The organism is Streptomyces sp. NPDC008163 (genome assembly GCF_042956885.1).
Lineage (GTDB): Bacteria > Actinomycetota > Actinomycetes > Streptomycetales > Streptomycetaceae > Streptomyces > Streptomyces drozdowiczii_A.
The window spans coordinates 1-20,460 of sequence record NZ_JBIBHG010000023.1 but is presented as its reverse complement, the minus strand read 5'-3'; the positions used below and the strand labels follow the sequence as shown (position 1 = coordinate 20,460).

Sequence of the window (20,460 nt, the reverse complement as noted above, 5' to 3'; positions counted from 1 at the left end):
GCCATTGGCATGTGCGCGTGTGTGCGTCATATATGGAGAGCTACGGTCGCTTCAGTCGCTATTCCATCGACCGTACGGCTACAACCTGCGGATTCGCGGACACCACCGACAGCGACCGAGCGGCCGGAAACCGCTCGCCGCCCGTTCACTGAGTCGCTGAAGGCACCTTTCCCCGGGCTCATCCGTTCTGGCGCATGCATCTCTTTTCCCCCGGGGGTTTCGCTAATCTGATTAATGCGAGTTGAGTCGCTTCAGTCGCTGATGGGGGAAGTGAATGGCAGCTGAACTGCGGGTCTCGCGCGGCGACTCACGACAGTTCACGGGGGCTGAGCCGGTCACCGCGCAGCCCCTGACGACAGCGTGGTGGTGTGCGCGCCAGGGGTGGCCGGTTCACCCTCTTGCGCCGGGCCGTAAAACACCGGTGGCCAACCGCGAGACGTGCCGCCGCCCGGACCACGACCGCGCCCGGTGCGGCTGCCTGCGTGCGGGCCGCTGGTGCCACGGGTTCCACGCGGCGACGCTCGACCTCGGCCGGATCGGGCAGTGGTGGGGCTTCCGCCCGGACCTCGGGGTCGGAGTGGCCACCGGCCCGGCGGGTCTCGTGGTCATCGACGTCGACGCACACGCCCGCGAACTCCCGCGCCGGGAGAGCCTGTTACCGGGCGTCGGGATATCCCCCGGGATCGATCTGACCGGCCTGACCGACGGCTTCCACACCCTGGGCCTGCTGGCCGCACTGCGCGGCGCCATCAGCCCCGCGGACGACGCGTCCACGCTCCGGGTCCGCACCCCGTCGGGCGGGATGCACGTCTGGTATCGCAACGACGGCGGCCACCGCTGGCAGTGCTCGGCAGGTTCGGGCAGCGGGCGGGCCCTCGCCTGGCAGGTCGATGTCCGGGCGCACGGCGGGTACATCGTCGCGCCCGGCACCGTCACCGAGGCCGGGACCTACCGCCCGCTCGGCACCGTACGCACCCCTGCCCCGCTGCCCGCCTGGCTCGCCCGGGAGCTCCAGCGCACCGGGCACCTGCCCACCAGCCCCGCACCGGGGCCCAGACCCGTGCCGCCCCGGGCCCGGCAGGCGGTGCTCGCAGCGGGCGGCCGGTCCGACACACCGGGCGAGCGCCTGCTGGCGGGCCTCCTCGCCGAGGTCACCGCATGCGCTTCCGTCCCCGAGGGCGCCGCGTTCTCCGAGAAGCTCAACCGGGCCGCGTACACGGCCGGCGGTCTCGTCGCCGCCGGGCACCTGACGGAGGACGAGGCCGTACGCGCCCTGCGCGAGGCCGCCGGACTGGCCCGCCCCGGCCAGGAGCGGCGCAGCCTCGCCGTCATCCGGGGCGGGCTGGGCGCGGGGCGGCTGCGGCCGCTGGCCCTCGGGGGGCACGCGTGAGCGCGGACCAGGACAGAGTGCTCCCCTCCCCCTCCTTCGACGTACGCGCCGTGGCCGCGCAGATCCTCGCCCAGCCCGTACCGCAGCCCCGGCCGCGCGAGGACACCTCCACGCCGTACGCCACGCCGGAGGGTCTGCTGCCCGACACCCTCACCGACCGGGGCAACGCCAAGCTGTTCGTCAGGCTCTACCGCAACGACTACCGGCACGTCCCCGGCATGGGCTGGTTCCGCTGGGACGGCACCCGGTGGCAGTTCGACGAGGACGACACCGTGCTGTGGTCGGCGGGCGACCTGGCGGAATCCCTCGCCACCACCGACCCGCGCGGCGTCTTCACCCCGGCCGCGCTCCAGCAGCACCGCCGTCGCACGCTCAGCACCAGCGGCATGAACGCGATGCTGACGCAGGCGAGGTCCGCGCCGGGCATGGTCCTCAACGCGGCGCTCCTGGACGCCGATCCGTACGCGCTGTGCACCCCGGCGGGCGTGGTGGACCTGCGGACCGGCTTCATCCGCCCCGCCGAGCCCACCAAGGACTTCCACTCCCGCTCCACCTCGGCGGCCCCCCGGGCGATGCCCACCCCGCGCTGGGACCGCTTCCTGGCCGACACCTTCGGCGAGGGCCCCGACGGCGCGGAGATGATCTCCTTCCTCCAGCTGCTGCTCGGCTACTCCATCACCGGTGACGTCGGCGGCCAGGTGATGCCGTTCCTCTTCGGCTCCGGCAAGAACGGCAAGTCCGTACTGCTGGACGTCCTGATGAAGCTCCTGCGGGACTACGCGGACGCGGCGCCGCCCGGCTTCCTGATGTCACGCCCGTACGAGGGCCACCCCACGGACCTCGCCGAACTGCACGGCCGTCGGGTCATCGTGTGCAGCGAGGTCAAGCCGGGCGACCGCTTCGACGAGGCCCGCGTCAAGCTCCTGACCGGCGGCGACCGGATCAAGGCCCGCCGGATGCGACAGGACTTCTTCAGCTTCGAACCGACCCACAAGATGTGGCTGCTGGGCAACCACCGCCCCGAAGTCGGCACGGGCGGCTTCGCGTTCTGGCGGCGCATGCGCCTGATCCCGTTCGAACGCGTCGTCTCGGACGATCGCAAGATCGACAACCTGGCGGACATCCTGGTCACCCAGGAGGGGCCGGGCATCCTCAACTGGCTGATCGAGGGCGCCCGCCGCTACCTGGGCGGCGACAAGGACCTCTCGGGTCCTGAGCGGGTGCGGATCGCGACGACCGTGTACGCGGAGACCGAGGACCACACCGGACGCTTCGTCGGCGAGAGCTGCCGGCTCGACCCCGGGCTCCGCGCCGAACAGGCCCAGCTCTACTCGGCGTACAGACGCTGGTGCCAGAATGAGGGCGTTCCGGCGATTTCGTCGCGGGCCTTCGCGGCGCACATCCGCGAAGTGGTGGGGCTGGCATCACCGAAGGAAATGATCTTTTCCAACCAGCGCAAGTACTACCCGGGCATCGGTCTGGTCGCGGACGAGGAGACAGTATGAGCGCCCTCATCGCAGAAGACGAGATCGTCCACGAGGTCGACCTCGTATGGCTTGAGGACATCAGCACGCTCGACTACGTCCGCCAGAGCCTGGACCGCCTCCCGACCCGCCGGGGCAAACCCGCCTACCACCGCGACGGAAGAATGGTCGGCTACGCCCTCCTCGGCCCGAAGGCCAAGCCGTCGCGCTCCTCAGGCACCTTCCGGCGCCGGGTGTTCTGGCTGCTCCCCCACGACCGTGACACCGAGCCCGACGGCCTGTACGCGCGGGGCGCCCCGGCCGAGGCCGTGGACGTACGCACGCTGGCACCGGGCAGCAAGGGTCACAAGACCGAGCGTTCCGAAGGCGGCCCGATGTCCTCGGCGGCCGCCCGGGAACTCCAGCCATAGCGGTACGCCCGCGGCCGGTTCCGGGTCGGTTCTCTGCCAAGATGGTTAAAAAACAGCATGTCCGGTATATTTCTGCCGCCGGGGACAACCACGGACAGGGAGGGCACCGCCGTGCAGGGGGAACGTTTCATCGAGACCCAGGTGCTCATCGCCGGCGGAGGACCCGTCGGCATGCTGGTGGCGGCCGAACTCGCGGCATACGGCGTCGGCACCGTACTGCTCGAACCCCGGACCGAGGTATCCGACCAGCCCAGGGCGACCACGCTGCACGCCCGCGCCGTGCAGTCCCTCGCCCGCCGGGGCCACCTCCCCGGCCCGCCCGGGCACTCGTACGCGGCCGAACCCGCCACCAGCGCCTTCCACTTCGCGGGGCTTCCCGGCCTGACCATCGCCGCTCCCCCGGAGGAACCGGAACCGATCCTCAAATGCGTCCAGGCCGACCTGGAACGCCACCTGGAGGCACGGGCACGCGCGGCCGGGGCACGCGTCCTGCGCGGCCACCGCCTCACCGACGCCGTCCAGGACGCGGGCGGCGTACGGGTCACGGCCGAGGGCCCCGAGGGACCGGAGGTCTTCAGCGCCGGGTACCTGGTCGGGGCGGACGGCGCCCGCAGCACGGTCCGCGCCCGGGCTGGCATCGAGTCCGACACCTCTCCGGCGACGGTGTCCGCGCTGATGGGGACCGTCACCCTGACCGATCCGGGCGCCCTGCCCAAGGGCTGGCACCGCACCCCGCGCGGCTGGATCGTCGCCAAGCACGACGGGGACCGCACCCACCTGCGGACGCTCAACTGCGACGGCGCCCACCCGGACCGGCAACGGCCCGTCACCCTCGATGAACTGCGCCGCGAGGTGGCGCACCTCGCGGGACGCGACATCGCGATGCACTCCCCGCACTGGCTGAGCCGCTTCAGCGACTTCGCCCGCCTGGCCCGCGCCTTCGCCCGGGGCCGGGTCTTCCTCGTCGGCGACGCGGCGCACGTCCACTTCCCCATCGGCGGCCAGGGCCTGAGCACCGGCGTGCTCGACGCGCTGAACCTGAGCTGGCGGCTCGCCCTCGCGGTGCACGGCTCGGCGGGGCCCGCCCTGCTCAGCGGCTACGACGCGGAACGCCGGCCGCTCGCCCGCCGCGTCCTCGACGGCACCCTGGCCCAACTCGCCCTGATGCGCACCGGCCCCGAGGCGGACGCCCTGCGCACGGTGTTCACCGGCCTGCTCGCGGACGAGGGCGGAAGCGGTCACCTCGGCGGCCTCATCAGCGCCCAGGACACCGTCCTGCCCGACCCCACCGGTGCGGGCGGACCGGCTGCGGGGACGTACCTCGGCAACACCGTGCTCAGCACCCCGGACGGCGACACCGACGTCATCCGCCTGCTGCACGACGGGCGTCCGCTCCTGCTGCTCCTCGGCGAGAAGACGGACGGTCACCGGGAGGAGGCCCGGGACTGGGCGGGCATCCTGCGCACCGTGGAGGTGCGGCCCACACCGGGCGTGCCGTACGAGGCGGCGCTGCTGCGGCCCGACGGCTACCTCGCCTGGGTCCCCGGCGACGGCAGCCTGCGGCAGGTGCTGACGGCGTACTTCGGCCCGGGCGCCCCCACCGGATGAGTCCGGCGGACGACAGGGCGCCCCGCTGCTCTCAGCTCGCGGTCTCCAGGACGTCGCGCAGGTCGGCCGCCTTCAGGGCCTCCGCGTACACCCTGGCCCCCCGGGTATCGGACAGGTCAAGCGAGGCCAGCACCGACGGCACCACCGCACTGGGCAGCAGATGACGCATCAGCGCGGACACCCGCACCACAAGATCGCGGTACTCGCACACGGCCTGGGACATGGACTGGACACCGGCAAAGGCGCCCACGATGACCTCGGCCGTCTCCGGCGGCGAGATGTGCGGCAGCAACTCGCCCTGGGCCTGCGCCTGCTGGAGCAGGTCGAGACCGACCTCGCCCCAGCGCAGGAACGGGCCACTGCGGTCGAGGTTCTGCGTCAGCTGGTCCATCGTGAGCCGGACGCCCGCCCGCACCATCGGATCCGTCTGGAGCCGGTGCGCCTGGAGCATCACGACGTCCACGACCTCCTGCACCTTGGACGCCCGCATCGGCACGATGATGCGCTGGTCCTGCTCGGAGAGAACGCCCTGGGCCAGGTCTTCCTTGGAGTGGAAGTGGAAGTACAGCGCGCCCTTGGTCACCCCCGCCTCGGTGAGGATCTGGGAGATCGTGGCCGCTTGATACCCCTGCTCCTCAAAGATCTTGGCAGCCGCCGAAAGAATCGTCTGCCGGGTACGGATGGCCCGCAGCTGCTCAGCCACTGTGTCTGCTCCCTCCTCGGGGCGATCGAACGTGGGGGGATAAATAAACCGTCCAGTTCGTATCTTACAGCCCGGCCTCTTCCCTCCGCCCTGGTCGGGGAAATGTCCGGCAGGAAAGAGAAACCATGATCCTCGTCACGGGCGCAACCGGGACGATCGGCCGTGAAGTGCTCCGCCGCCTCCCCTCGGACCGGCCCGTACGCATCATGGCGAGGCATCCCGACCGGGTCACCGGCGCGCCTCCGGCAGCCCGGATCGTCCACGGAGACTTCACGGATCCCGCTTCCCTGACGGACGCTCTGCACAACGTCCACACCGTCTTCCTGGTCACGAATCCCGACGGCGACGACGACACGCGCTTCCTGGACCCGGCGCGCGGGGCCGGCGTCCGGCACATCGTCAAACTCTCGGCGGCCGCCGTCACCGACCCCGCCGCCGCCGACCTGATCACCCGTCGCCAGCGCCACAACGAAGACCTGTTGCGTGCCTCGGGCATCCGCTGGACCCTGCTGCGGCCCCGCGCCTTCATGTCCAACACCCTGTCCTGGGCCCGCTCGATCCGCTCCGGCCAGGTGGTGCTCGCCCCGTACGGGAGTTCCGTCAACGCCTGCGTCGACCCCGGCGACGTCGCCGAGGTGGCCGCCCTGGCCCTCACCGGCCGGGACCGGGACCACGCGGACGCGGCCTACACCCTGACCGGCCCTCAGGCCCTGTCGGCCGCCGAGCAGACGGCCCAGCTTGCCGAGCTCCTCGGCCTGCCGCTGCGCTTCGAGGAGCTGAGCCCTCAGCGGGCCCGTACGGCTCTCGAAGCGCGCTACCCGGCCGATATCGCCTCCGCCCTCCTGGAGAGCGCCAGACGGCAGCACAGCGGCTCCAAGGCGGACGTGGACGCCACCCTCCCCGGCCTGCTCGGGCGCCCCGCCCGGACCTTCCGCGACTGGGCGGCCGACCACCTCGACTCTTTCCGGCCCGACTCCCCCGCAAAGGACTAGGGACCGGACTCCGTTCAGTCCCTCACCGTTCAGTCCCTCTTTGGTCCCTTCCATAAAACTGCAGGTCAGAGACTTGCATGCCTCAACAACCAGGGTCCGAAGGGACTGAAGGGACTCAAGGTCGGTAGTTATAAGCCAATTGCGGGTGCGTGTGTATGCGCCCGCGCGTAGAACAACCCTATATATCCCTTTGTACCTACTACTCTGGTCCCGAAGCGCTGATAACTACCGACCTTGAGTCCCTTCAGTCCCTCCCTTTTTCGCCCGCAAGCCCCTGACCTGCACTTTCCCCCGAGGGACCGAAGAGGGACCAAAACTCCCAGTCCCTCCGTTCCACGTTCAGTCCCTCTCCTTCGGTCCCTCTCCACCACCCCGCCGCACCGGCCCGACACGCCGAGCCCGAACACACAACTTCTCCTCGCGCAAGGGACCGAAGGGACTCGCGGACCAAAGAGTCCCGCCCACTGGGGGACGCCTGTTGTAGGCTCTGATCCGAATCTGAAAACTCAGTCCCTTCAGTCCCTCAGCCTGGCAGCGGAACCGCTCTGACCTGGGCTTTCCTCGGAGGGACTGAATCGTTCAGGACTGAACAACCTGTTGGCCCCTCGGCAAGGACGATCAGCGTGCCGCGTCAAAGAGAGACCAGTGGCCCGCGCGCGGCGGGACCCACGAGTCCCTTCGACATGGCCCGTTGGTGCGCGGCGAACGGCTGGCCCGTCCACCCCCTGGCCGCCGGCCGCAAAACTCCTGCGGGCAACTGCCCGGCCTGCCGCGAGGACCCCCACCGCCCGGCGGACTGCCCCTGCCTTCCCGCCGGCAAGTGGTGCCACGGCTTTCACGCCGCGACCACCGACCCGGACCGCCTGGCCGCCTGGTGGGGCGTCAACCCCGCACTCGGCGTCGGAGTCTCCTGCGGCCCGGCCGGCCTCGTCGTACTGGACATCGACGCACACAGTGCCGAAGTCCCGCACCGCGACAGGCTGCTGCCCGGCATCCCGATCCACGAGAGCGTCAACCTCACCGGGCTGGCCTCCGGCTTCGACACCCTCGCCCTCCTCGCCGCACTGCGCGGCCACCCCAGCCCCGCGGACGACGAGGCCACCCTCCGCGTCCGCACCCCCTCCGGCGGTCTCCACATCTGGTACCGCACCGCACCCGGCGGACCGCCCTACAGGTCGTCCGTGGGCTCCAGCCCCAAGGTCGCCCTGGCCTGGCAGGTCGACGTCCGGGCCACCGGCGGCTATATCGTCACCCCCGCCACCCGCACCCCCGCAGGCACCTACACCCCCATCGGCCCGGCCCGCATGCCCGCCCCCCTCCCCGACTGGCTCGCCGCCGAACTCGTGCGCACCGGCCACACACCGCGCCCCGAGCCCGTACGAGTCCCCCCGCCCCGCCCCGTACGCGCGACGCGCCTCCCCCAGGGCACCCCGCGCGCGCTCAGGGTGCTGGAGCCCCTGCTTGCCGAGGTCCGGGCCTGTGCGGCGGCCGCCGAGGGCACCGCCTTCACCGAAAAGCTCAACCGGGCCGCCTACACCGCGGGCGGACTCGTCGCCGCCGGACGCCTCACCGAGTCCCGCGCCGAGGACCTGCTCACCGAAGCGGCAGACGCCGCGCGCCCGCACCGCCACCGGCACAGCCTCACCGTCATCGCCTCAGCCCTGTCCGCCGGCGCAGCCCGCCCGCTCGATCCCGAAGGACGCCCATGAGCAGCGCCGACAGCAGCCCGCGCTTCGACGCCACTGCCGCAGCGCAGCAGATGCTCGCCCTCGAAGCCGAGGGCGGCCTTCCCGGCCTCCCCGCCCAGCAGAACGCCTCCGTGGTCGGCCAACCGGCCCCGCCCGAGGGCCGCCTGCCCTCCCTCCTGACCGACCGGGGCAACGCCAAACTGTTCGCCGTCATGTTCGGCGACCAGTTCCGGCACGTCGAGGGCCTGGGCTGGTACCACTGGGACCAGTACCGCTGGAAGCGCACGGGCGGTGAGAAGGCCGCGGTCTGGGCGGCGGGCGACCTGGCCGAGCAGATGCCCCCCACCGATCCCACCGGCCATTTCACGGACCGCGAACTGCGCGCGCACCGCCGCCGATCCATGTCGACCCCCGGCATCAAGGCCATGCTCACGCAGGCGAAGGCCTCCCCCGCGATCGCTCTGGACCCGGACGTCCTGGACGGCGACCCCTACGCCCTGTGCACCCCGGCCGGCGTCGTGGACCTCCACACCGGGCACCTGCGCAAGCCCGACCCCGAGGGCGACATGCACTCCCGGGCCACGAGCGTCGCCCCTGAGGAGACGCCCACTCCACGCTGGCACCGCTTCCTGCACGACACGTTCGGCGACGACGCCAAGGGCGAGGAGACGATCCACTTCCTCCACCTGCTCCTCGGTTACTCCGTCACCGGCGACGTCGGCGCGCAGGTGCTCCCGTTCCTCTACGGGACCGGGGCGAACGGCAAGTCCGTGCTGCTGGACGTGATGACGCAGATCCTCGGCGACTACGCGCAGGCCGCTCCGCCGGGCTTCCTCATGGAGAAGGGCAAGTTCTCCGAGCACTCCACCGAGCTCACCGAACTGCACGGCCGGCGCATCGTCGTCTGCTCGGAGCTCAAGCCGAACGACAAGTTCGACGAGTCCCGGGTGAAGCTCCTGACCGGCGGCGACCGGATCATGGCCCGCCGGATGCGACAGGACTTCTTCAGCTTCAACCCCACCCACAAGCTCTGGCTCCTGGGCAACCACCGCCCCGAAGTCGGCACCGGCGGGCATGCGTTCTGGCGCCGCATCCGTCTCATCCCGTTCGAGCGCGTCGTCCCCGCAGCCCGCAAGATCGACAACCTCGCCAAGGAACTCGTCCAGAGCGAGGGCCCCGGCATCCTGCAATGGCTCATCGAGGGCGCCAAGCTCTACCTGGCCACCCGCGACCCGCTCGACGGCCCGGCAACGGTCCGCTCGGCCACCGCCGCCTACGCCACCACCGAGGACCACATCGGACGCTTCCTCGCCGAGTGCTGCACCACCCACACCGCGGACCTCCGCGTGGAACAGGGGCTGCTGTACGCGGCGTACAGCAGCTGGTGCGGCGCCGGCGAGGGCATCCGCCCCGCCACTGCCCGCGCGTTCGCGACCCGGGTCCGCCAGGAACTCTCCCTCGCCTCGCCCGCCGACATGATGAAGTCCAGCGGCAAGAAGTACTACCCGGGCCTGGGACTCCTCACCGACGACGACTCCAGGACCGGCCATGCCTGACGTACGCACCGGGCACGCACCCGCCGGTCCGGCCTACCATGAACACGGTGCCCCCACCAGGGAACGTGCTCACACCCACCCCGGCCTCCTCCCGGCCGGCCGACACACAAAGGGGCTGCAGCCATGAGCTCGCTGCTGAACGAGAGCGACCTCCACCACGAGAACGCCGTGGTCTGGCTGGAGAACCCCGACAACCTCGACTACGTACGCCAGGCGCTCGACAAGACCACCCGCCGCCGCGGGAAGCCCCGTTACGAACGCGACGGACGCATGGTCGGCTACACCGAGCTGGAAGCCAACACCGAGGCCGACCCCGACAGCGGACTCCACCTGCGCCGGGTCTTCTTCCTGCTCCCCCACGACCGCGACGCCGACCCCGACGGCCCGTACCACGAGGGCGCCCCCGGCGAGGCGGTCGACCCCAGCACCATCGAGCCGAAGCGCGTCGGTGACAAGACGCCCCGCTCGCAGCGCGGTCTGGCCGCGACGGCGGAGACCGGCAACTGAGGGGACGCGGGGGAGATTATTACGCCGTAATACTCCTCCGCGCCCGTCGACTTATTACGCCGTAATAACCGCCCTGCCCCCTCCACCGGCCTCCCCGAGCCCGGCTCCAGCCCCACCCAGGAGTCGGGCTCTTGAGCATCCCTCAAACAAAAAACAGCCAGAACTAACGCGCCGATACCGATAAGGATCATCAGGGTTAGTAAGGTGGCCGACATGACTTCGCCCTCCCCCGGCGACCGCGAGAAGGTCGTCTCCAAGCTGCCCCCGGTCCTGCAACAAGACCTGAAGATCCGGGCCGCCCAGCACAACATCGACATCCAGCACGCCGTCGAAGCGGGCATCGAGGCATGGCGGCGGCTCGGATCCAACCTCTCCCCCATCGACACCGCCGGCGCCAAGTCCTTCGCCACCTTCCTGCCTGACGGCCAGTGGGACGGCTTCCGCGCCGACTGCGCCTCCCGGGGCGTCTCCCTCATCCAGGGCCTCGCCCAGTCCGTCGTGATGTGGCTGGAGACGAACCCGGCGCCCACCGTCGTACGCCCCGAGCACCCCAAGCGCATCATCACCTGCAACCAGAAGGGCGGCGTCGGGAAGACCGCCATCGCCGCAGGCACCGGCGAAGCCCTCGCCGAGGACCCGGGCGCACTTCACCCGGTCCGCATCTCCAAGCACTTCGCGGCCGCCCTCGCCGACAACGAGGAGTCCTCGCCCCTCGACTACGAAGACCTCCCCGGACTCGGACTGCGCGTCCTCCTCGTGGACTTCGACCCCCAGTGCCACCTCACCAAGCAGCTCGGCCACGAGCCGCTGCCCATCGAGGGCGACAGCCTCACCAAGCACATGGCCGGCGAAGCCAAGGGCCGGCTCGCCGACCTCGTCGTCCCCATCGAGGACCCCCGCTTCGGCGACCGCCTCCACCTGCTGCCCGCCTGCACCGACGCCTTCCTCCTGGACGTCAAGCTCTCCGGAGTCCGGGCCCGCGAAGCAGCCCTGGAACGCGCCCTGTCCGCCATCGAGGCTGACTACGATGCCGTCATCATCGACTGCCCGCCGAGCCTCGGCCTCAGCATGGACGCCGCCGCCTACTACGGCCGCCGCCGCCAGGGTGAGGCCCCGGGCAACTCCGGCGTACTCGTCGTCGTCCAGGCCGAGGACAGCTCCGCCGACGCCTACGGACTCCTCACCTCCCAGATCGAGGACCTCCGCGACGACATGCACCTCGAACTCGACTACCTCGGCATCGTCGTCAACCACTACGACGCCCGCCGCGGCTACATCGCCACCTCGTCCCTCGCCTCCTGGATGGACATAAAGGATCCGAGGGTCGTCGGCGTCATCGGCGATCTCAAGGAACAGAAGGAGGCCGTACGCGTGAAGCAGCCCCTGCTCGCCTACTCCCCCCGCTGCGACCAGGCCGTCGGCCTGCGCGCCCTCGCCCGGGAGATCTCATGAGCAAGGCATCCCGGCTCGGCGCCGGCTCCTCCTTCGGACAGACCCAGTCCATCAGCGCCCGCCGCGCCGCCATCAACCAGGTCGCAGCCGCCCCCACCGAGGGCGCCCCGCCCCCGGTCGAGCTCTCCGTCGACATCATCAGCCTGAACCCCGACAACCCGAGGTCCGACCTCGGCGACTTCACCGACCTCGCCAACAGCCTCCGCGACCACGGCCAGAAGACCGCGATCAGCATCATGGGCCGCTTCGCCTACCTCGAAGGCAACCCGGGCCGCGAGGACGACCTCGAACCGGGCACCAAGTACGTCGTCATCGACGGCAACTCCCGCCTCGCCGCATCCCGCGAAGCAGGCCTCGCCAAGATCAAGGTGATGCTGGACGACACGCTCGGCAGCAACCCCGACGAGATACTGGAATCAGCCCTCGTCGCCAACATCCACCGCCAGGAGCTCAACCACCTGGACGAGGCCAAGGCCCTGGAACAGCTCCTGAAGATCCACGGCACCCAGGAAGCCCTCGCCGCCCGCCTCCACCGCTCCCAGGGCTGGGTCTCCCAGCGCCTCGCGCTGCTCACCCTGACCCCGTCACTGAAGGAGAAGCTCCAGTCGGGCGAGGAATCCGCGGCCACGCTGCGCCTGGTCGGCAAGAAGAAGGCCGAGGAGCAGGAGGCCCACCTGGAGCACCTGAAGGCGACCAGGACCCAGAAGCCGCGCACCCCCAAGCAGAAGCGGCAGTCCCCCGCGGAGCCCCCGACCCGCCTGCCCTCCACCGACGCCTACACGCTGGCGAGCCTGATCATCGAGGAGCTCGACGTCTCGTCCCGTCGCAAGCTCACCGAGCTGCTCGTCGACTTCAAGATCGAGGAGTCGAAGCGGATGAGGGCGGAGAAGTAGCCGCTGCACGAGGTCGGGTGCGCATTATTACGCCGTAATAATGCGCACCCGACCTCTCGACTATTACGGCGTAATAATCGAGGCCGCAGCCTGCCTCCCGCCCACACGGCGGTGGTACGAGACAGTCACCGCCGCGAGCAGCGGCCCCCAGGCGACCAGCGGCAGATAGAGCAGGCCCACGACCACGCTGCCGTACGCGGTCAGATCGGGGTGGGGGAGCGCCCACCAGGAGACGAGCGGTGTCCACAGAACCGTCAGCACCACAGCCCCCAGGGCAGCCGGGACGACGACCGCGAGCCGGGGGAGAGGGCGCCCGCCGAGCAGGGGAATCCAGCGGGGGAGTACCTCACCCCACGGCCGTACGAGCCCGAGGGTCAGGAGCGCGGCCGCCTCGCTGAGCAGGCTGAGGTCGAGCACGTAACCCGCACCCCAGCCGCTGAAGTCCATCGCCGCGTAACCCGCATCGGTGTAGCCGGCCGTATGGCCCGCCGCCAGCAGGAGACGCCAGATGCCGGTCGGCAGCGTGACGAGCGCACAGAGGTGAGCGGCGCGGACTGCCCAACGGGGCGGGGTGGAAGTCATGCACACCATCCTGGTGGCACGCCGGCCCACAGTCGTCGGCACCGGGTACGAGCCCCCGCCCGGCCCGGAAGGAGATTCCGCCCCACCGCCTCCCCCGTGCGAGGGAGCCCCGCCTCCTCCTGCGGGCCACCCGCAGTATTACGCCGTAATAATCCCGGCGCGGGCCCCACCGACCACTGCATTATTACGCCGTAATACTGCGCAGCACCCCGCCCTCAGGCCTTGCCGCCTCGCCGTCGCGAGGCGAGCACCACCGCACCACCTGCGACCGCGAGCCCCGCGAGGACGACACCGAACACCGTGGCGGCGCCGGTCAGCCCCACACTGTCGCTGAGGAACCCGACAGACACGGGCAGCAGTCCTGCCGGGACGTAACCGCCCACGTTCAGCGCGGCATTGGCCTCCGCCAGGCGCCCGGGCGGAACGCTCGAGTTGAGCAACGAAAGACCTCCGAGCTGCCCCATGCCCTGCCCCGCACCGGCGAGCAGCGCGGAGGCGATCAGCGCCGCCACCGAGCCGCCCCGCACGGCGCCGATCAGGGCGACCGTGCTCAGCACGGTGCTCACGGCCCCGGCGGTCAGGATGGCGGGCCGGGACAGCCGCTGGACGGCGAACTGCACGCCGGTGGAGATGAGGAACATGGCGAAGGCCATGGCACCGGCAACGATCCGGCTGGTGGTCCCGAGCAGCCCCGACAGCAGCGAGGGCCCGAGCGACAGAACGAAGGAGGTCGCGGTGATGCCCGGCGCGAACACCGCGATCCCCAGCCAGAGCTGACGACGGTGCGCACGAGGCACCCCCGGCACCCGCACCCACGCAGCGCCCTTCACCGACGCGTCGGGCCGGCGCAGTGGCATCCGCACCACGGCGCCCACCGCAGTCACGAGCAACACGGCCTCCACCACGAAGACGGTGACGGTGGGAGCGGGCAGCGTCTCGGAGAACACCCCGGCCAGGAGCGGCCCGAGGCCGGCCCCGAAGACCATCGCGCAGGAGGCGAGCAGAGCGGCGAGGTGCCGCCGCCCGGGCCCGGCCACATCGGACACCGCCGCCATCCCGGCCGACACGACCGCCCCGACGGCGATCCCGGTGAACAGCCGCGCCACGATCAGCGAGGCCACGGTCGCGGCGGTCGCGAAGACCAGGCAGGCGACCAGGGCGAGCCCCAGAGCGGGCAGCAGCACCGGCTTGCGCCCGAGCCGGTCGGAGGCCACCCCGGACACCAGGAGCGAGCCCAGCAGCCCGACGATGTAGAACGCGAACACCACGGTGAGCGTGCCCTGGGAGAACCCCATCTCCCGCTGCCACAGCACGTACAGCGGCGTCGCCGCATTGGACAGCACGAACACGGCGGCCACCGGCCAGGCGGCCAGCCACACCCACCACAACGGCGGCGCGGCCCCGCTCGCCCCCGTGCCACCGACGGCACTCCGCACGGACCCGACGCGAGTTCCGGACATGGATGTTCCTCCCCGACTTCCTAAGTACGACTTAAATCGAACTTAGCATGAAGTACGATGAGACTCGTACAAGGATCGTGAGAGGGAAGCCCCATGCCGTCACCCGCGCCCACACCTGACGAACTCCCCAACCCCCTACCGGAACCAGCAGTGGAGGACCTGCGCCTGGAGACCGTCCTGGGCGCGCTCAGCGACCCCCTGCGCCTGACGATCGTCCGCAAACTCCTCCTGGAGTCGGACCAGTACGACCACCCCTGCGGCTGGTTCGACCTGGACCGCCCCAAGTCCTCCCTCACCCACCACTTCAAGGCCCTGCGCGAAGCTGGCATCACCCGCCAACGCCAATACGGCCTGGAACGCCGCAGCCACATCCGCACAACAGACCTCAACACCCGCTTCCCGGGCCTCCTCGACCTGGTCGCGGCGTGGACCCCGACGCCGTAGGACAGCCGCAGCGACCGCGCATTATTACGCCGTAATAATCGCTCGGACAGTGATCGTCACTGAAGGGATGGGGAGGCAACATGGCGGGGGAGATTGCTGAACTGACCGACACCGGCTTCGAGTCCGACGTGCTCCACTCACCGGCGCCCGGTACTCGTGGATTTCTGGGCGGAGTGGTCCGGGCCCTGCAAGATGCTCGCCCCGGTCCTGGTCGAGCTGGCCGAGGAGTACGAGGATCGGCTCACCATCGGGAAGCTGAACATCGATCAGCAGCCCGGGACGGCGCCTCGGTATGAGGTTGAGGGCCTCCCGGCTCTGTTGCTGTTCAGGAGCGGCGAGGAAGTGGCGCGAAGGGTCGGAACGGTGAGCAAGCAGCAGATCAAGGAGTTCCTCGACGCTCACGTGTGAGGTGGACGGCGTGTTGGCCCTTCCTTCCATGCGGAGATGAACGTTGCACCGCCGGTCACCCATCGCCGGTACGAAGACGAGCTTCCGGCACTCCTGTTCGCCGGAGATCTCCGTCTGGCCACCCGGGAAAAGTCCAGGGCGTTCGCTCTGAAGTACCAACCGGTCCAGATGCCGCTTGCGCCCCGGATGCATGATCCGATGCTCGGCCGTGGGCAGCAGCGGCTCGATCACTGCCCGCCGCTTGTTGCCGACCTCCCACAGCTTCGGTCACGCCACCTTGTAGGTTCATCAGCCGGACCGGCCGACGTTGGCGAACCTACCCGCCTGCACCCTGACGGCGGGCGCAGAGTCAGGGTGCAGGCGTCGCACGGGTAGTCCTACTGCTTGTCGTAGTTGTTCGTGACAGTTATCGACCCGCTTCCTAGAACCTGACTGCCGCGCGAGGCGCCCCGGGCCGCACGTGGATTTCACGAGTTACACAGCAGGCCCCGCCTTAGGGCGGGGCCTGCTGCATGTCCGCAGTCACGGTCCGGTTCCTTCAGGGCTACGGCGAAGCGATATGCCGCTTTCCGCGCCATCGGGGGTTGTTACTGCGGCTTCCGGTCCTTGGTGCGCCGGCTCCGGAGCCATTGGATGAGCGTGGTGCCGAGTGCGACCACGACGGCAGAGGGAAGTTCGGCGAGCAGGCCGTGAGCGATCTCCAGGTACAGGTCGTGCAGCATTGTGAGCGCCTCCAGAAGAGGAGAGGTGGACGGGTGCACACAGCTCAGCGGCAGAGGGACCTCAAGAGACGCAGAGTGAACTGCCTCGCAGAAGGTTGGTCTGGATTGGGAAAACCCCCTGCTCACGGCAGGGCAGGCTCTTAGGATCAGCGCAACATTGGCGGATGTTGAGGGAGATGCTGTGGCAGACCCAGCGGCCGTGACCACCAGCGATCAACTGCTGGCGCAGCTGCGGATGCTGCTTGAGCAGACCCGCATGGCGCCGGAGAAGCTGGGTGGCTTGGCAGGGGTCTCGGAGAACACCGTCCGGGCCATGGCGAAGGGCAGCGCCCGGTTTCCGCAGCAGAGCACGCTGGAATCCTTGGTGCGCGCCTGTGGCCAGGATGCGAAACCATGGATGGATGCTTGGCACCGGGCCAACGAAGCCCGTGTCCGGCCGGCGCGGATCAGCGGAACCCAGGACGCCCAGCTGCAGATCGACGAGCTCACTGATAGCGTCCGGCAACTGTCCGAGCAGGTCGCCACGCTGATCGAGCTGCAGACGCAACAGGACCAGGAGCAAGCACACCAGGTGCTCAGCAAGCGGGCCTACTACCGGTTCCTCCACGCGTTGCCGCGCGCTGAGTTCCAGCGCGTTCCGTGGCACCTCGACGCGCAGGGCACCTCGGCATCTCCGGAACAGCCCTCGTGTGACGAGGTCTGGGTATTCGAGCTGCTGGAGGAGCTCGGAGAGATGATCACGGATCAGGGCCGCTTGCCGGAACTTCTCAACATCCTTAGCTGGTTCACACCCGACCTCGCTGGCAGCCGGACGCCGTTCGAGGCTGGAGAGACAGCCCCGAACCTCGTCAGCAAGGCGGACGTCGACCACCATCTCGCCAGAATCCGTGATTGCCTGCGCGGATACTTCGCGGAGATCGGCGGCGAGGTGCCGCCGCGGCCCGGGGGTCAGCCCACGTCAGCGTGACAGCCGCACGGGTTCTGGAGAGGCCCTGAGCGTCCGGGGCAACGCCAAGGGTCAGCACGGCCAAGTTCCGCTGCGCTAGTGCGAGACGGCGCGACCGTGTCGGTCCGGCACCTCGCACGTCATCGTGGAGCAGGCGATCAGAGGCTGTTCTGGTTCGACGACCGATTCCGCGACCTTATGCCGCCCAGCCGAGTCCGAGGTTGGCGAGGGTGGTGAGCTGGTGGTCGCTGAGCTTGTGGCGGCGGGTTTTGTGGTTGCTGAGGAAGACACCCAGTCGTACGGTCGTCCCGTCCGGCAGTTCTTCGATGTGCTGCCTCCCGACGGTGGTCTTGCCTTCGCGTGCGATGTATTGCCGTAGGGCTTGTACGCCTCGTTGGAAGGCTTCGGAGCTCTTCCCGCCCCCAGCCTTCGCCGCCCCCCGGGCTGCGCTCTTACGGGCCTTTTCAGCGGCCTGTGGCCGCACTCCCAGTTCTTCCAGCCGTCGTCGCTGTTCCGCGTTGAGCTGCGCCCAGTCTCGTGCTTGCCGGGCGGTCCAGCGGCCGATGTCGTCGCCCCGGTACGTAACCCCGGGCTGCACGTCCTCCAGCCCACTCCCGGCCTCCAGGAGCGCGTGCAGCCCGACGTAGCAGCGTTGCCAGTCCACGGTCCACCCGAGCAGTCGCGGGTTCCAGTCCGGATCGATTGCGGCGAGCTGCTCCGCGCGCCGGCGGGCTCGGCCGGTGTTCTTGCCAAGTCCGCTTGGCCGGCGGAGGTTGGTGAGCCACTGTCCGATGGGTCGGTCGAGGGCGGTGGCGTGTCGGGGTGCGGCCAGTGTTCCGGCCTCGGCGTAGTACGCACGCGCGGCGGCGAGGTTTTCCTCGAAGCTGGCGTCGGCGGTGTCCCACACGATCCCGAGCTCTTCCAGTTCGTCGACGCGTTCGCCGTTCATGGTTCCGGCCCGGTAGGAGCGGCGCTGTTCGGACAGCCACCTGCCGAGGGGGTAGGCGCCCTCGGTGTGCTCGTAGGGCACGTCCAGGTCGCCCTCGCGTCCGTAGTAGCGGCGGGCGGCGTCATAGCCGCGCTGCCAGTCCTGACGTTCGGTGCTGATGACGTTGAACCGCACCCACTTCGCGATCATCACCGGATCCCTGGGGGCCGCGAACCGCAGCAGCGGCCGCATGTCCTCCTGCCCTTCTTCCGGCTCAGGACCGATCGGAGGCGACGGATCAACGACCGCCTTCCGCTGTTCCTGAGGAATGGCAAGCAGTTCGATAGCACGTTCGTCGTGTGCCCGAAGCCCTTCCAGGACTTTCACCAAGGGCTTGTACGAGTTGGAGGTGATCATGTCTTCCGGCTTTTCACCCGGCGCGAGGAAGACAGGCACGATGAGCGTCGCCATCTTCCCTTGTCCCGGTTTTTGTCGTAGTGCTCGTCCGATGGCTTGGACGATGTCGACGGCTGATCCCTTGGGGTCGAGGAGGGCGACGGAGTCGACGGTGCGGATGTCGACGCCTTCGCCCAGGACGCGGCAGTTGGAGAGCACGGCGCGTCCGGCGCGTCGGCCGAAGTCGGCGAGGACCTGGCGGCGGTGGTTGGGTTCGTGGTCCCCGCACAGCCAGTTGGCCCACACCCGCTCCGGATACCGCTCCCGGTTCGCCGCGTGAAGCCGCTTCGCCACCCGGCCCAGCCCTCCCGCGAACGCGGCTGCTTCGACGGTGCGGTGGTGAAAGGTGATCGTGGTCTGCAGCCCGTGCTCGGCCATGGTCTCCAGGAGCGCTGCCTGGAGCGCGCCCATGCGTTCGCCGCGGACGTCCTCGTCCCGCTTCTCCGGCCCCGACAACCTGGCCGGGGTGACGACCGGGTCCCTCAGTTCTACGACCACGATCTGGTACTGGGCCAGTAGCCCCCGCGAGACGGCGGAGGCGAGCGAGAGCTCGTAGACGACGGGGCCGAAGATCTTGGGGTCGTCCATGGAGCAGGCCAGCTCCTGCGGTAGCGGGTCCCACAGCTTCCCATCCCCCTCCCGCTGCTGCGTTCGGGAGGGATGCGGCGGGCGTTCTTTCCAGATGCGGGGTGTGGCGGTCATGTAGAGGCGGCGCATGGCGGGGATGACGTCCTGGTCGTGCACGGCCGCCCATGCCTTTCCTGCCGAGCCACTGGTCCGGTGGGCCTCGTCGACGACCACCAGGTCGAAGACGTCCATGGGCAGCCCGTACGCCCCTTCGTGCGCCTCTGCGAGGGCGGGGAGGGAGGCGTAGGTGGCGTACACGGTCACCGGTCCGCGACCGTGCCACAGGGCCAGCTGCGGTGCGGAGGTCGTGGAGCGCACTTTCAGGTCCCACAGGTGGGGGTCGTCTTCCAGCGAGCAGACGGCGACGGCGGGGCCGTGGTGGCCGGCGGCCCGCCATTCCCGCACGGTCTGCGTCAGCAGGTCCAGGGTCGGCACCAGGACCAGGACCCGCCCGTTACGGGCCAGGCGGAGCGCGCAGTGCGCGGCGATGAACGTCTTGCCCGTGCCACACGCCGCCACCACAGTGGCCCTCAACCCGGCCCGCGGGATCTTCTTCCCCGGCGGGATATCAAGGCCGCGCACGACAGCATCAACGGCTTCGACCTGGTGAGGCCGGAGCGTGAATTTTCCCGTACTCGGCATACCAAATCTCCGGAAATCCAGGAATGAACAGGAGGGCTGCCAGAGGTGATGGCAACATATTCCGGATGCTACACAGCACATCAATGATGCACCAAGCAGCATGTACAAGTGATGCACGGGTATCATCGTAGCGGGCCGATGCTCACCAGGGGGAGTCCCAGACCATCTCCCCGGCAACACGGTCATCCTCGGATACGGCTGACGGCCTGTCCGGTGCGGGTGGAGCGAAGCGGAACCCGCACCCACGGGTCCGGGGCCGGCACCCGGCCGGGATGATGGGGTGTCATGGTTCGAGGGGTGGCTGTTTTCTCGGGATGCTACACAGACCAGCAATGATGCACCGTCATCGTGCAGCCAGCCGTTCCGGCGGAGCCGGAACCAGGCGGGGGAGCGAAGCGGACCCGCTCCGCACTTCAAGGCCGTAGCGGAGCGGAGGCCCCAGGATTGGAGCGAAGCGGAAATCCGAAAGGCGCGAAGCGCCTTTCCAACACTTCGTCACGAACCGCGAAGCGGTTCGTTTCGCTTTCCCATCGCGAAGCGATGGGGTACCCGCTCCGCGGGG

At 69.7% G+C, this 20,460-nt stretch carries 17 protein-coding genes and 1 pseudogene; 13 read left to right on the top strand and 5 right to left on the bottom strand.

From position 1 onward, the window contains the following. Window positions 1-421 precede the first annotated feature (421 nt). The 4 genes from ACFZAT_RS32965 to ACFZAT_RS32950 all read left to right on the top strand — a co-directional run bounded on the left by ACFZAT_RS32965 (window position 422) and on the right by ACFZAT_RS32950 (window position 4,892). On the top strand, window positions 422-1,390 hold the full coding sequence (locus ACFZAT_RS32965; protein ID WP_391269551.1) for a bifunctional DNA primase/polymerase: 969 nt from the start codon (window positions 422-424) through the stop codon (window positions 1,388-1,390). Window positions 1,391-1,407: 17 nt separating this feature from the next. Next, a complete protein-coding gene (locus ACFZAT_RS32960) occupies window positions 1,408-2,895 on the top strand; it encodes a phage/plasmid primase, P4 family (protein ID WP_391269571.1) in 1,488 nt (495 codons plus the stop codon). After that, window positions 2,892-3,284: a DUF6009 family protein gene (locus ACFZAT_RS32955; protein WP_391269550.1), complete on the top strand. Its 393-nt coding sequence runs from the start codon at window positions 2,892-2,894 to the stop codon at window positions 3,282-3,284. Before ACFZAT_RS32960 ends, ACFZAT_RS32955 begins: the two co-directional genes overlap by 4 nt. A 111-nt stretch (window positions 3,285-3,395) precedes the next feature. Next, window positions 3,396-4,892: an FAD-dependent monooxygenase gene (locus tag ACFZAT_RS32950; protein ID WP_391269548.1), complete on the top strand. Its 1,497-nt coding sequence runs from the start codon at window positions 3,396-3,398 to the stop codon at window positions 4,890-4,892. A 31-nt stretch (window positions 4,893-4,923) separates the two neighbouring features. On the opposite strand, the gene ACFZAT_RS32945 is transcribed toward ACFZAT_RS32950, so the two are convergent. Beyond that, entirely contained in the window at window positions 4,924-5,595 is a 672-nt protein-coding gene (locus tag ACFZAT_RS32945; protein ID WP_391269545.1) for a ScbR family autoregulator-binding transcription factor, read from the bottom strand. Between the two features lie 125 nt (window positions 5,596-5,720). Between ACFZAT_RS32945 and ACFZAT_RS32940 the strand changes: the two genes are divergently transcribed. The 6 genes from ACFZAT_RS32940 (at window position 5,721) to ACFZAT_RS32915 (ending at window position 12,683) form a co-directional block, all read left to right on the top strand. Continuing rightward, window positions 5,721-6,587 carry an NAD(P)H-binding protein gene (locus tag ACFZAT_RS32940; protein WP_391269543.1) on the top strand — a complete coding sequence of 289 codons (867 nt, stop codon included), beginning with the start codon at window positions 5,721-5,723 and terminating at the stop codon, window positions 6,585-6,587. A gap of 683 nt (window positions 6,588-7,270) precedes the next feature. After that, window positions 7,271-8,296, top strand: coding sequence for a bifunctional DNA primase/polymerase (locus ACFZAT_RS32935; protein WP_391269569.1), 1,026 nt, complete (start codon window positions 7,271-7,273; stop codon window positions 8,294-8,296). Next, on the top strand, window positions 8,293-9,831 hold the full coding sequence (locus ACFZAT_RS32930) for a phage/plasmid primase, P4 family (protein ID WP_391269541.1): 1,539 nt from the start codon (window positions 8,293-8,295) through the stop codon (window positions 9,829-9,831). The genes ACFZAT_RS32935 and ACFZAT_RS32930 overlap by 4 nt, the downstream gene beginning before the upstream one ends. Before the next feature lie 123 nt (window positions 9,832-9,954). Then, window positions 9,955-10,338, top strand: a complete 384-nt coding sequence (locus tag ACFZAT_RS32925) for a DUF6009 family protein (RefSeq protein ID WP_391269538.1) — start codon at window positions 9,955-9,957, stop codon at window positions 10,336-10,338. 213 nt (window positions 10,339-10,551) lie between these two features. Then, a complete protein-coding gene (locus ACFZAT_RS32920) occupies window positions 10,552-11,790 on the top strand; it encodes an AAA family ATPase (protein WP_391269536.1) in 1,239 nt (412 codons plus the stop codon). After that, entirely contained in the window at window positions 11,787-12,683 is an 897-nt protein-coding gene (locus ACFZAT_RS32915) for a ParB/RepB/Spo0J family partition protein (RefSeq protein ID WP_391269534.1), read from the top strand. The genes ACFZAT_RS32920 and ACFZAT_RS32915 overlap by 4 nt, the downstream gene beginning before the upstream one ends. 63 nt (window positions 12,684-12,746) lie before the next feature. Here ACFZAT_RS32915 and ACFZAT_RS32910 read toward each other — a convergent pair whose 3' ends face one another. Both ACFZAT_RS32910 and ACFZAT_RS32905 read right to left on the bottom strand, forming a co-directional pair. Further along, entirely contained in the window at window positions 12,747-13,274 is a 528-nt protein-coding gene (locus tag ACFZAT_RS32910; protein ID WP_391269532.1) for a hypothetical protein, read from the bottom strand. Between the two features lie 206 nt (window positions 13,275-13,480). Continuing rightward, the gene (locus ACFZAT_RS32905) at window positions 13,481-14,725 is read right to left on the bottom strand and encodes an MFS transporter (protein ID WP_391269531.1); all 1,245 of its coding nucleotides are present in this window, start codon (window positions 14,723-14,725) and stop codon (window positions 13,481-13,483) included. A gap of 93 nt (window positions 14,726-14,818) precedes the next feature. On the opposite strand from ACFZAT_RS32905, the gene ACFZAT_RS32900 reads away from it, so the two are divergent. Both ACFZAT_RS32900 and trxA read left to right on the top strand, forming a co-directional pair. Beyond that, window positions 14,819-15,169, top strand: coding sequence for an ArsR/SmtB family transcription factor (locus tag ACFZAT_RS32900; RefSeq protein ID WP_391269529.1), 351 nt, complete (start codon window positions 14,819-14,821; stop codon window positions 15,167-15,169). Window positions 15,170-15,249: 80 nt separating this feature from the next. After that, a pseudogene (trxA, locus tag ACFZAT_RS32895) lies at window positions 15,250-15,577 on the top strand (thioredoxin TrxA). A 587-nt stretch (window positions 15,578-16,164) separates the two neighbouring features. On the opposite strand, the gene ACFZAT_RS32890 reads toward trxA, so the two are convergent. Beyond that, on the bottom strand, window positions 16,165-16,299 hold the full coding sequence (locus ACFZAT_RS32890) for a hypothetical protein (protein ID WP_391269527.1): 135 nt from the start codon (window positions 16,297-16,299) through the stop codon (window positions 16,165-16,167). A gap of 199 nt (window positions 16,300-16,498) precedes the next feature. Here ACFZAT_RS32890 and ACFZAT_RS32885 point away from each other — a divergent pair, with 199 nt between their 5' ends. Beyond that, complete coding sequence (locus tag ACFZAT_RS32885) at window positions 16,499-17,266, top strand: helix-turn-helix domain-containing protein (RefSeq protein ID WP_391269525.1); 768 nt, start codon at window positions 16,499-16,501, stop codon at window positions 17,264-17,266. A 175-nt stretch (window positions 17,267-17,441) separates the two neighbouring features. Here ACFZAT_RS32885 and ACFZAT_RS32880 read toward each other — a convergent pair whose 3' ends face one another. Beyond that, entirely contained in the window at window positions 17,442-19,898 is a 2,457-nt protein-coding gene (locus ACFZAT_RS32880) for a Helicase associated domain protein (protein WP_391269523.1), read from the bottom strand. Window positions 19,899-20,460 lie beyond the last annotated feature (562 nt).